Annotated in this window: 12 protein-coding genes and 1 other RNA gene; 4 read left to right on the forward strand and 9 right to left on the reverse strand. The window is 71.2% G+C overall.

The features are described from left to right. The 7 genes from SD626R_RS13005 to SD626R_RS13035 all read right to left on the reverse strand — a co-directional run. Nucleotides 1-775 (reverse strand): PhnD/SsuA/transferrin family substrate-binding protein (locus SD626R_RS13005; RefSeq protein WP_394324706.1); only part of this gene is annotated, 775 nt, incomplete at its 3' end. A 169-nt stretch (nucleotides 776-944) separates the two neighbouring features. Continuing rightward, on the reverse strand, nucleotides 945-2,222 hold the full coding sequence (gene hisD / locus SD626R_RS13015) for a histidinol dehydrogenase (protein ID WP_092566774.1): 1,278 nt from the start codon (nucleotides 2,220-2,222) through the stop codon (nucleotides 945-947). Nucleotides 2,223-2,694: 472 nt separating this feature from the next. Further along, nucleotides 2,695-2,904 (reverse strand): hypothetical protein, encoded by a 210-nt coding sequence (locus SD626R_RS13020; RefSeq protein ID WP_092566775.1) that lies wholly within the window; start codon nucleotides 2,902-2,904, stop codon nucleotides 2,695-2,697. 21 nt (nucleotides 2,905-2,925) lie between these two features. Continuing rightward, nucleotides 2,926-3,891: a phytoene/squalene synthase family protein gene (locus tag SD626R_RS13025; RefSeq protein ID WP_092566776.1), complete on the reverse strand. Its 966-nt coding sequence runs from the start codon at nucleotides 3,889-3,891 to the stop codon at nucleotides 2,926-2,928. Between the two features lie 194 nt (nucleotides 3,892-4,085). Then, on the reverse strand, nucleotides 4,086-4,247 hold the full coding sequence (locus tag SD626R_RS16915) for an HVO_2523 family zinc finger protein (RefSeq protein WP_176697326.1): 162 nt from the start codon (nucleotides 4,245-4,247) through the stop codon (nucleotides 4,086-4,088). Between the two features lie 84 nt (nucleotides 4,248-4,331). Then, nucleotides 4,332-4,904, reverse strand: coding sequence for a hypothetical protein (locus tag SD626R_RS13030; RefSeq protein ID WP_092566777.1), 573 nt, complete (start codon nucleotides 4,902-4,904; stop codon nucleotides 4,332-4,334). Nucleotides 4,905-4,978: 74 nt separating this feature from the next. Next, a complete protein-coding gene (locus tag SD626R_RS13035) occupies nucleotides 4,979-5,557 on the reverse strand; it encodes a cysteine hydrolase family protein (protein ID WP_092566778.1) in 579 nt (192 codons plus the stop codon). Nucleotides 5,558-5,740: 183 nt separating this feature from the next. Between SD626R_RS13035 and SD626R_RS13040 the strand changes: the two genes are divergently transcribed. Continuing rightward, on the forward strand, nucleotides 5,741-7,519 hold the full coding sequence (locus SD626R_RS13040) for an Hvo_1808 family surface protein (RefSeq protein WP_092566779.1): 1,779 nt from the start codon (nucleotides 5,741-5,743) through the stop codon (nucleotides 7,517-7,519). 82 nt (nucleotides 7,520-7,601) lie between these two features. Then, nucleotides 7,602-8,768, forward strand: a complete 1,167-nt coding sequence (locus SD626R_RS13045) for a nicotinate phosphoribosyltransferase (RefSeq protein ID WP_092566780.1) — start codon at nucleotides 7,602-7,604, stop codon at nucleotides 8,766-8,768. A 20-nt stretch (nucleotides 8,769-8,788) separates the two neighbouring features. Here the strand turns inward: SD626R_RS13045 and SD626R_RS13050 are convergent, their stop codons facing one another. Then, the gene (locus tag SD626R_RS13050; RefSeq protein ID WP_092566781.1) at nucleotides 8,789-9,391 is read right to left on the reverse strand and encodes a TIGR00296 family protein; all 603 of its coding nucleotides are present in this window, start codon (nucleotides 9,389-9,391) and stop codon (nucleotides 8,789-8,791) included. 183 nt (nucleotides 9,392-9,574) lie between these two features. Here SD626R_RS13050 and rnpB point away from each other — a divergent pair. Beyond that, an RNA gene (rnpB, locus tag SD626R_RS13055) (RNase P RNA component) lies at nucleotides 9,575-9,907 on the forward strand. A 58-nt stretch (nucleotides 9,908-9,965) separates the two neighbouring features. Here the strand turns inward: rnpB and SD626R_RS13060 are convergent. Further along, complete coding sequence (locus SD626R_RS13060; RefSeq protein WP_092566782.1) at nucleotides 9,966-10,220, reverse strand: DUF7967 family protein; 255 nt, start codon at nucleotides 10,218-10,220, stop codon at nucleotides 9,966-9,968. A 156-nt stretch (nucleotides 10,221-10,376) separates the two neighbouring features. Here SD626R_RS13060 and SD626R_RS13065 point away from each other — a divergent pair, with 156 nt between their 5' ends. After that, a complete protein-coding gene (locus SD626R_RS13065) occupies nucleotides 10,377-10,619 on the forward strand; it encodes a ferredoxin (RefSeq protein WP_049983993.1) in 243 nt (80 codons plus the stop codon). The last annotated feature ends 7 nt before the right edge of the window (nucleotides 10,620-10,626 follow it).

Raw genomic sequence — 10,626 nt, forward strand, 5'->3', positions numbered from 1 at the left:
CCGGCTCCGCGTGGGCCATCCGGACGTCGTCGTCCGCGAAGTCCTCGACGCTCTGAATCCCGTCGGCGTCGGCGCGAGTGGTCGCGAACAGCCGGTAGCCGAACGCGCCGTCGGGCGCGATGCCCGCCGTGAACGGCACCGCGCCGGCGAGGTTGACCGCGAACGCGGTGGTCCCCGTCGAGAAGTTCGCGATGTGCGCCCGCTCGGAGCGCATCGCCTCCACGGAGGCGGCGTAGTTGTTGACGCGGTTGTACTCGACCGGGATCCCGGTCTCCTCCTCGATGCGGTCGAAGACGGCCTGGAAGTCCTCCTCGTACCGCCCCTGGACGTCCTCGCTCGGGCTCTCGGTGAACACGAGGGTGTCGGGTTCGAGCCACTCGCTCTCGTCGTCAGGCGTTTCCCGGACAGGCTCGCCGTGCGGGACCTCCTCGACCTCGCGGTTCCCCATCCGCTCCAGGTCGGCCTGGGTCCCGCGCTCGTACCCCGCGTCGACGAGCGGCGTCGAGAGGTAGTTGTTCTCCTCCCAGCCCGGACTCTCGGGGTCGAACGCGCCCGACTCCGCCAGCATCGGATCGCCCGACTCACCGGATCCGCCGTCGCCCGAACTGCCGCCGTCGCTGCCGTCACCGGAGCCGCCGCCGTCGCCGCCGTCACCGGAGCCGCCTCCCGACCCCCCGGAACAGCCGGCGAGCCCGGCGACCGCGGCCGCCCCGCCGAGGCTGATGAATTTCCGTCTCGAACTCTGTTCCGCTCCGTCGTTGGTGTCGTCCGCCATTACGCCTCAAACGATCGATTTTCACGGCATGAAGGCTGCTATGAGGCGTATATGGGCGATACGACCGGAACAGAGCGATCGGGAGCGCCCCGTCGCGGTCGGGGGACCTCCCGATCGGGGAAGACCGCTCGGAACCGCTCGGGAGCGATATATATCCGGTCCCGCGCTCTCACTCGAACCGCTTCCGGACGCTCTCGGCGTGCGCCTCTAACCCCTCCGCCTCCGCGAGGGTCGTGACCGTCTCCGAGAGGCCGGCGAGCGCGTCGCGGTCGAGCCGCTGGACCGTCGACGACCGGAGGAAGGTGTCGACGGAGAGCCCGCCGTAGCGCTTCGCGCCGCCGTTCGTCGGCAGCACGTGGTTCGTGCCGGTCGCGTAGTCGCCGGCGGCCACGGGGGAGTACGGCCCGAGGAAGACGGAGCCGGCGTTGGTGATCCGATCCAGGAGGGCCTCGTCGTCCTCGGCCACGATCGAGAGGTGCTCGGCGGCGTACTCCTCGGCGAACAGCACCGCCTCGGGCATCGACCGGGCACAGAGGACGCCGGAGGCCTCGTTGTCGAGGGCGGCGCGGATCGTCTCCTCGCGCTCGCGCTCGGCCGCCTGCGCGTCGACCGCGTCCGCGACCGCCTCGGCGAGGTCGGCGTCGGCGGTGACCGCGACCACGGAGGCGTTCGGGTCGTGCTCGGCCTGCGCGACGAGGTCGGCCGCGACGAGATCCGGGTCGGCCGTCTCGTCGGCGAGCACGAGCACCTCGCTCGGGCCCGCGAGGAAGTCGATCTCCACGTCGCCCTGGACGACCGCCTTCGCGGCGGTGACCCACTTGTTGCCCGGGCCGACCACCTTCTGCGCGTTCGTCACCGTCTCCGTGCCGTACGCGAGCGCGGCGATGGCCTGCGCGCCGCCGACCTGGTACACCGCGTCGGCGCCGGCCTCGTGGACCGCCGCGAGCGTGACTCGGTTCAGCTCCTCGGCCGGCGGGGTCGCGACGGCGACGTGGTCGACGCCCGCCACGGTCGCCGGGATCACGCCCATCAGCGCGCTGGAGGGGTACGCGGCCGCGCCGCCGGGCACGTACACCCCCGCGCGGTCGATCGGCCGGAACCGGCGGCCGAGCTCCCGGCCGCCGAACTCGTCGCGCCAGTCCTCGGGGCGCTGTCGCTCGTGGAACTCGCGGATATTCGCGGCCGCCTCGCGGACCGCGTCGAGGACCGGGTCGTCCGCGTCGTCGAGTTCGGCGTGCGCGCGCTCGGCGTCGTCCGTGACGTCGATGTTCCCGACGGTCACGCCGTCGAACTCCTCGGCGAACTCCCGCAGGGCGACGTCGCCCTCCTCGCGCACTCGGCCGACGATCTCGCTCACGTCGTCGCGGACCGCGTCGACGCCCGCGTCGCGCTCGAAGAAGGCGCGCCGCTCGGCCGGCGAGAGGTCGGCGACGGTTCGTACGTCCATACGACCCCTGCGAGCCGCGGTCAGAAGGGCGTTCCGACTTCGCCCACCTCGGAGGTCGTCCCCGCGGTTCGGCGATCGGAACCCGGCCGCCGATTCGTAGATAGCCACGAGTGACGACGACGATCGATGACAACACGCTGCGGTGGCGCGTGCCTCCGAACACCCGCAGGGTGTGAGGAGCACGCGCGAGGGAAGTCGGTGGTCCGAAGCGAAGCGGAGGACCACCGACGAGGTTGGGGAGGCGTGGGGTTGCGGTTGCTGTGCGGTTCGGGGTGGGACTCAAAGGGGCAGCCGCGAGGCGGACACAGGCGACGCAAGCACCGCAGGAACGAGCGAAGCGAGTGACGAGGAGCGCAGCGAGCGTGTGTCCGCCTCGCGGCTGGGGCTTTGGAGGTGTTCACCGACGATACGGGATCAACCGCGTATTGCCGAGCGGCTGGGGCTTTGGAGGTATTCAGCACGGAGAAGTCGGTCACTCCAACTTCCTAATTCCCGTCACGTCGAGCGTCGCGAGGGCGACGAGGACCGCCAGCAGCCCCGCGGCGGCGAACAGGATCGGCGCCGACAGCGCGACGGCCAGCTCGTACGGCGCGAGGAGGCGGGTCGTACCACGGACGATGAACGACAGGAAGACGAGCCCGAACGCGAGCAGCGCGAGGCCGACGAAGCGGGAGCGATCCATCGCCGTTCCGCCCTCTCCCGCTCAGTCCGACTGCGCGACGCCAGAGCCGTGCGGCCCGTGCTCGCGGCGGTCGCGGGCGCCGTCGAAGCCGCGGCACATCTCGTGGAACACCGCCTCGGGGTCCCTGTTCCACTGCCACTTCCAGCGCGTCCGGACGAGCAGCGAGATCTTACGGGCGAAGGAGAGCTCGGGCGTCGTCGACACCGTGTCGTAGCCTAGGTCGCGGATGAGCCGGTGGTGGTCCGCGTATAGCACCGCCGCGAGCAGCACCGCCAGCTGGCAGTCCTCGGGGAGGTACTTGATCCCCGCGACTCCCTCCTCGTAGAGCCGCTCCGTCCGGGTGAGCTCCTCGCGGACCGCGGCCGCGACGTTCGCGTCGAACTCCAGGTCGAGGATCTGCTCCTCGGTCACGTCGTGCCGCCGGAGGGTCTCCAGGGGGAGGTAGATCCGGTCGCGCTCCACCACGTCCTCCCGGACGTCCCGGATGAAGTTCGTCATCTGGAACGCTTCGCCGAGCTTGGTTGCGTGCGGGAGCGCCGCGGCCTCGGTCTCCTCGTCGAGGTCCATGATCGCCGTCATCATCCGGCCGACCGCGGCCGCGGAGCCGTCCATGTACGCCTCCAGCTCCTCGTAGGTCTCGTAGCGGTCGGTGTCGATGTCGCTCTCCATCGCGTCGACGAACGAGTGGATGTCCCCGTCGGCGATCCCGTGCTCGGCCTTGACCTCGGCGAACGCCTCTAACACCGGGTCGTCCGTCTCCTGCTCGCCGAGCGCGGCCCGCCGGAGCCGGTCGAGCTCGGCGCGCTGTTCGGCCGGCGGGTCGGTGTCCTCCGCGTCGACGACCTCGTCGGCGATCCGGAAGAAGCCGTACAGCACGTACGTGGCGTGACGGATCCGCTTCGGCAGCAGCCGGGTGGCGACGTGGAAGGTTTTCCCCGTGCGACGCTGGATCCGCTTGCTCCGGGCAACCTGGGTGTGCTCTACCATAATGACCCCTGGCGGTCGGCGAGGAGGGTCGAGAGCGGGTCGCCGGTCATAAGCGAAAAGTCGACCTCCAAGAACATAACAGTTCGCACATCCATTGTTGTTTTCACCTCGATACCGGTTGATTCCGTCGCGATCCGAGAGACGCGAAGGGGGGTTCCGTCGAGCGAAAACCGAGGCGCCGCGGCGCCCCGCGTTCAGTAGAACGTGTCGCTGCAGTCGTAGACGACGCCGTGAGCCGGGCAGACGTACTTGCAGTGTCGGTGGTACATCGGCGTCCCGCAGCGCGGACACGGTCGGCCGCCCCGACCGGCGGGAGCCTCGCCCGACGCGCTTCCGTCGCCGTCGCCTTCGGTCATACGACCCCGTACCGTCGCCGGAGACATAACCGATCCCCTCCGCGCCGCGGAGCGACCCCGGTAATTACCGTCGTCCCTAACGAGTCAGGCCGCCGCCAGCGACTCGTACACCGACTCCGCGACGCGCTCCTCGCCGAACGGGAGCGTCAACACCCCTCCCCATCCGTCGTCGGTCAGCGCGCTCACCGTCGACTCGTCCAGTTCGACCCGCCTGACCTCGGTCCCGTCGAGCGTCATCGACGCGACGAACCGCTCCGGCTCGTCGACCGCGCCCGACGCCGCCAGCCGCTCCTGGAATGCGTCGACCCCGTCGTCGCCGAGCGCGACGTACACGAGGTACTCGCCGTCGCCGTCGAAGACGCCCTCCACTTCGTCGAGGTCGGCCGCGCCGAACAGCCGCCGGTCGACCTCCCCGTCGCGGAGGAGCCGCGCCTCGAACGGGGCGTCCGGGTCGGCGTCGACCGCGCCGGCCGAGCCGTCGCTCCCGCCGTCGGTCGCGTCGCCGCCGGTCGGGCCGCCGATCGGTTCCTCACCACCCGCGCCGGCGTCGCTCGCGGTCCCGCCGTCCGACACCGCCGTCGCCCCGGCGAACCCGACGGCGCCGACCGCGCAGGCGGCGCCGACGCCGGCGAGCATCCCGCGTCGAGAGAGTTCCATACTCGACCGTTCCCGCCGGGGTTCAAAAGGGTTACACGCCGATTTGCGCGGCTGATAACGACGTGCCGACCGACTCACGCTTCAGCGAACGCGACGTCCCCAAGGCCCGTCGTCTCGCCGAACAGCCAGTCGGCGTGGTCGACGGCGTACTCGCGGTGGTCCTCGGTGATGTACCCCAGCGCGTCCTCGACGACGACCGGCCGGTAGTCGCGGAGCCCCGCGCTGCCGGCGGTGTGAAGGACGCAGACGTTCGCGAGCGTCCCGCAGATCAGCAGGTCAGAGATTCCGTGCGCGTCGAGGTACCCCTCCAGATCCGTCCGGTAGAACGCGTCGTACGTGTGCTTCTCGATCACGTGGTCGCGCTCGCGTACGTCGAGCCCCTCGACGAGCTCGGCGTCCCACGACCCCTCGACGACGTGTTCGCCCCAGCGGTCGAACTCGTCGTAGTAGTGCGCGTCGTCGAACTGTTCCGGCGGGTGGACGTCGCGGGTGTAGACGACGCTCGCGCCGGCCTCGCGCGCCCGCTCGACCAGCGCCGTCACCGGCTCGATCGCCGCCTCGCTCGGCTCGGCGTAGAGGCTCCCGTCCGGGTGACAGAACCCGTTCTGCATGTCGACGACGATCACCGCGGTCTCGGTCGGATCGTACGGCATGGGCGACGGTTGGGCGTCGCGACTCAAAAATCCGAAGCCGGGGCGAGGGCGACCGCCGGGGCGCGTCCGGACCGGCGGCCGTATCGACGACGCGCTTCCGGGCCCGCCGCCGCGTCAACGACGCGCCTCCGGGTCGACCGCCGCACCGACAAACTACTTATCCGGTCGGTCGTAATCGCCCCTATGCGACGGGTTCTCACCCTCTCGGTCGTCGCCGCCGCGATCGCCCTCCTCTCGCTCGGCGTCGGCGGGGTCGCCGCCGCCGGTCCGGTCGCCGAAAGCGTCGGGAGCAGCCCCGCGGGCGACGAGATCGGCGCCGTCGACGCCGCCGGCGGCGCGCCCGCCAGCGCGACCGCGGCCGAGTGCGAGGCCGGCGAGGGCACCGACCTCGTCGGCTGCTGGAACGGGACCCACTACGAGGACGAGGTCTCGTTCAACCAGAGCGACGGGCTCAACGAGTCCGAGCTGGAGGCGCTGACGCACCTGACGATGGCGCGCGTCGAGCACCTCCGCGAGCGGCCGTTCCGGGAGGACGTGCCCGTCGAAACGGTCACCCGGAGCCAGTACGCCAACGACACCGCGAGCGGTGGGAACGGCTCGGCCGACGAGGCGTTCCGGCGCTGGAACGACCAGGTGTGGGAGGCGCTGTTCGTCGTCGGCGAGGACGCGAACGCGAACGACGAGATCGACTCGGTGTTCGGCGGCGCCGTCTCGGGCTTCTACTCGCCGACACAGGACCGGATCGTCCTCGTCGTCGCCGAGGGCGAGGAGACGCGGATCGACCCCTCGACGCTGGCGCACGAGCTCGTCCACGGGATGCAAGACCAGTATCACGACCTGACGCGGCCCCGCTACGCGGGGACTACGCAGGACGGGGACCTCGCGGTCGACGGGATCGTCGAGGGAGAGGCCGTTCACATCGAGGAGCTGTACGCCGCCCGCTGCGCGGCCGACTGGACCTGCCTCGACGCGCCGAGCGGCGGCGGGGGCGGCGGGCCGCCGGCCGACTTCAACTTCGGCATCCTCCAGACCGTGCTCCAGCCGTACTCGGACGGCGCGCTCTACGTCGAGGAGCTGGTCGACGAGGGCGGCTGGGAGGCCGTCAACGAGACGATGTCCGAGCCGCCGGGGAGCACCGCCGAGGTGATCCACCGGAATCCGGAGTACGAGACCCGCAACGTGACGTTCGAGGACACCGCGACCGGCGAGTGGGAGACGTATCCCGACCAGGGGGTCGACGGCGCCGAGACGACCGGCGAGGCGTCGATGTTCGTGATGTTCTGGTACCAGAGCTTCGAGTACGAGTACCCGGTGCTCGACCCGGACGCGGGGCTGCGCGAGAACGTCCGGATCCACACGCGGCCGGAGGAGTCGCTCCGGACCCGGGCGAACTACAACTACGCCCACGAGTCGACCGACGGCTGGGCGGGCGACGAGCTCTACCCGTACCGCGCCGGCGACGGCGACGACGCCCGCGACGGCTACGTCTGGGTGACGGAGTGGCAGACCCCCGGCGACGCCGCCGACTTCCGCGAGACGTACCTCCGGATGATCACCGCCCACGGCGACGACGCGTACGAGGCGGGCCGGGTGTACGAGATCGACGGCGGCGACTTCCCCGGCGCCTACGGGGTCGTGCGCGACGGGACTCGCGTGACGATCGCGCACGCCCCGACGTCCGACGGCGTCCTCGAACTGCGTCCCGACGCGGACCTCGCGCCGCCCGCGACCGACGGCGACGGGAGTGACGGCGGCACGGGCGACGGGAGCGGCTCCGACGGCGACGGTGGGAGCGGTTCGGACGGCGACGACGTCGACGGGGGGATCGACGGCGACGACGCCGACGGCTCGTCGGGGCCGGACGCCTCGACCGGCGACGAGGCCCCCGGGTTCGGCGTCGTCGCCGCCCTCCTCGGGCTGCTGGCGGCGGTGTCGCTGCTCGCGCGTCGGACCCGAGACTGAGCGGCGCTGACGGGCGGGGGTCGGCGTTGGCGTCGGCGCCTGACCCGGACCGCTTTTCTCTCGCGCGGGCGTGTTCCGTGACATGACCGAGTTCGACATCGTCGACGCGGCCGCGATCCGCGACGGCCGGGCGACGGACGCTTACTTCGAGCGGACCGAGGCCGCGCTGGAGGGCGCCGGCCGGAACCCGCGCGTCGTCGCCGAGGTGACCGCCGACCAGTTCCCCGACGGCGACTTCGAGCTGTTCGCCGGACTGAAGGACGCGATCGCGCTGCTGGAGGGCCGCGACGTCGACGTCGACGCCGTCCCCGAGGGCCGCCTGTTCGACGGCGGTCCGGTGATGCGGATCGAGGGGCCGTACCTGGCGTTCGCCCGGCTGGAGACGTCGCTTTTGGGCTTCCTCTCGCACGCCTCCGGGATGGCGACCGCCGCGCTCGACTGCCGGGTCGCCGCGCCCGACTCGTCGGTGCTCTCGTTCGGCGCGCGCCACGTCCACCCCTCGATGACGGCCGCGGTCGAGCGGTCGGCGCTCGTCGCGGGGTTCGACGGCTTCTCGCACGTCGCCGCCGGCGACCTCATCGGTCGGGAGGCGTCGGGGACGATGCCCCACGCCCTCTCCATCTGCTTCGGCCGCGGGGAGCAGGAGGCCGCGTGGCGCGCCTTCGACGAGGCCGTCGACGAGTCGGTGCCGCGGATCGCCCTCTGTGACACCTACTCCGACGAGGTCGACGAGACGCTCCGGGCGGTCGACGCGCTCGGGGACCGGCTCGACGGCGTCCGGCTCGACACCACCGGCTCGCGCCGCGGCGACTTCAGACACATCGTTCGAGAGGTCCAGTGGGAGCTCGACGCCCGCGGCCACGCCGACGTCGACGTGTACGTCTCCGGCGGGCTCGGCCCGGCGGACCTCCGCCAACTGCGGGATGTCGTCGACGGCTTCGGCGTTGGCGGCTACGTCTCCAACGCCGACCCGGTCGACTTCGCGCTCGACATCGTCGCCGTCGACGGCGAGCCGGCCGCGAAGCGCGGCAAGCTCTCGGAGGCCAAGGCCGTCTACCGCACCGCCGACGGCGCGCACGCGGTCGGGCTGGCGGACCGCTCGGGCCCCGCGGACGCCGAGTCGCTCATGGAGCCCGTGATCCGCGACGGCGAGGTCGTCGCCGACGACGCCGCCGACCTCGCGGCCGCGACGGAGCGGGCGCTCGCGGACGCGGAGGCGGTGGGGTACGGGGCGGACGAGTCGGGGTAAAAACGGGTCGCTTCCGACGGTTACAGCTCCTCGACGGCGCCGCCGTCGGCGCGCTCTCGGAACACCTGGCCCTCGATGAGCGTCACCATCGTCTCCTCGTCCTCCCACGCGTTCGGCGCGAGCTTCGCCTTCCGGCAGGCGCGCGAGAGGAACTCGGCGCCGGACCAGCCGTTCTCGACGGGCACGGTCGGGTAGAGCCAGCCGTGCGAGTTGCCGCCGTCGACGGCGACGCCGTGGGTGCCGATCGCCAGGTCGGCGAGGGGGTCGTTGGTGAGCACCGTGTTCGAGACGACGAACACGGAGACGGTGAGGTTGTCGAGCTCCTTCGGCTCGACCTCCGAGCCGCAGGAGTCGTCGGAGGCGGCCTTGATCGCGGCCTCGACGATCGCGTGGCCGAGCTGGTCGGAGGTCTCCCACGCGCCGGCGCAGCCGCGGAGCCGGCCGCGGCCCCTGGTGGACTCCAGTCGAACGAACGCCCCGGTGCGGGCGTAGAACGCCTCGCGCATGCTGCCGGGTTGTTCGCGTTGTCCGTGTCGGACGAACGACTCGACCGCCTCCCGCGCGAGTTCGACCGCTCGTGCACCGTCGTCGTACGACAGCTGAACGGTCTGAGCCTCGGACATAAAGGACCATTACGTTGCTGACGACTTGAACGCTTCCCTTGCGACCCGGTGGCACGGGAGCTCCTCCGAGTCTCCTCGTTTCGGCCCCCGATCGCCTCCGTCCCGGCATTGATCGCCTCCGTCACTGCCCCGATCGCGTTCCGACCGGATCGCTTATTCGCACCCCCGGCGAACGTCGGCCCGGACAGAGGGAGCCCGACTCCCGTGCCTCCGGCATGAGGAAAGTCCCCCCACCGGCCGGACGGGCGACCGGGCACACGCCCGGAGTCGGAGACGGCTGGCTCTGGAACAGCAACGACACCCCCCGCCTCGACCGATGAGTCGAGCGAACCGACCCGCAAGGGGAGGGAGTTAACCCGACGAGGGCGCGTGGCTCTGCCACGTTACAGACGGGCGGGAACGGATGGAACGGCGAATCCTCGCCGGTGCAAGTCCGCGCCACAAGGTAGTCCGGCCACGGCGCGGACGCTCAGCCGAATGTCGGGACGAACCGAAGGGGGCTTACTCCCCTCAGTCCGCTCGCACGCCGAGCGGCGCGGCCGGGGGCAGTCGCCGATCGGCGTCCGAACGAGTCTCACACCACGTCGTCCGGGTCGTGCTCGGCGGCCATCCGCGACGCCTCCGCGGCGAACCGCTCGCGCTCGTCGGCCGGGGTCTCGCCGAGGGCGCTCTCGTCGACCTCGCGGCCGGCCGTGATCCCGTCGCCAGTGACGAGGCGCTGTTCGGCCAGTTCCTTCGTGTGCATGCGCTCGCCGTCCTCAGTGGCGTAGGTGAGCCGGACGAGTCCCTTCGAATCGAACTGGCGGTCGACGAGCCAGACGGTGGTCATACGCGCCCGTGGGTCCCACCGATGGTTAAACGGGACGGTCGGATGGCGGGTCGTCGGGGACGGCCCGTCCCCGTCGAGTCGTTACGCTCTGTCGCTCGGCGTCACTCTCTGTCGTTCGTCGCCATCGCTTTGTACCGCCTCGCCGAAGCGGTGGACATGTACGTGGAGTTCGACCGCGACACCTGCGTCGGGATGTACCAGTGCGTGGCCGAGTGGGACGCCTTCGAGAAGGACATGACTGACGGGAAAGCCGACCTGCGAGGGAGCGAAGAGCGAGACGAGGACCTGTTCGTCCTCGACGTGCCGGACGGCGAGGAACTCGACGCGAAGTTCGCGGCGCGGACCTGCCCCGTCGACGCGATCGAAGTGTACGACGACGACGGCGAACAGGTCGTCTGATAGGGGG

Source organism: Halorubrum sp. SD626R (assembly GCF_001261915.1).
Lineage (GTDB): Archaea > Halobacteriota > Halobacteria > Halobacteriales > Haloferacaceae > Halorubrum.

Excerpts from the sequence above, each read along its gene's own strand:
- hisD (WP_092566774.1), bottom strand. The coding sequence starts at position 2,222 with ATGGACGTACGAACCGTCGCCGACCTCTCGCCGGCCGAGCGGCGCGCC.
- SD626R_RS13020 (WP_092566775.1), bottom strand. The coding sequence starts at position 2,904 with ATGGATCGCTCCCGCTTCGTCGGCCTCGCGCTGCTCGCGTTCGGGCTC.
- SD626R_RS13025 (WP_092566776.1), bottom strand. The coding sequence starts at position 3,891 with ATGGTAGAGCACACCCAGGTTGCCCGGAGCAAGCGGATCCAGCGTCGC.
- SD626R_RS16915 (WP_176697326.1), bottom strand. The coding sequence starts at position 4,247 with ATGACCGAAGGCGACGGCGACGGAAGCGCGTCGGGCGAGGCTCCCGCC.
- SD626R_RS13030 (WP_092566777.1), bottom strand. The coding sequence starts at position 4,904 with ATGGAACTCTCTCGACGCGGGATGCTCGCCGGCGTCGGCGCCGCCTGC.
- SD626R_RS13035 (WP_092566778.1), bottom strand. The coding sequence starts at position 5,557 with ATGCCGTACGATCCGACCGAGACCGCGGTGATCGTCGTCGACATGCAG.
- SD626R_RS13040 (WP_092566779.1), top strand. The coding sequence starts at position 5,741 with ATGCGACGGGTTCTCACCCTCTCGGTCGTCGCCGCCGCGATCGCCCTC.
- SD626R_RS13045 (WP_092566780.1), top strand. The coding sequence starts at position 7,602 with ATGACCGAGTTCGACATCGTCGACGCGGCCGCGATCCGCGACGGCCGG.
- SD626R_RS13050 (WP_092566781.1), bottom strand. The coding sequence starts at position 9,391 with ATGTCCGAGGCTCAGACCGTTCAGCTGTCGTACGACGACGGTGCACGA.
- SD626R_RS13060 (WP_092566782.1), bottom strand. The coding sequence starts at position 10,220 with ATGACCACCGTCTGGCTCGTCGACCGCCAGTTCGATTCGAAGGGACTC.
- SD626R_RS13065 (WP_049983993.1), top strand. The coding sequence starts at position 10,377 with ATGTACGTGGAGTTCGACCGCGACACCTGCGTCGGGATGTACCAGTGC.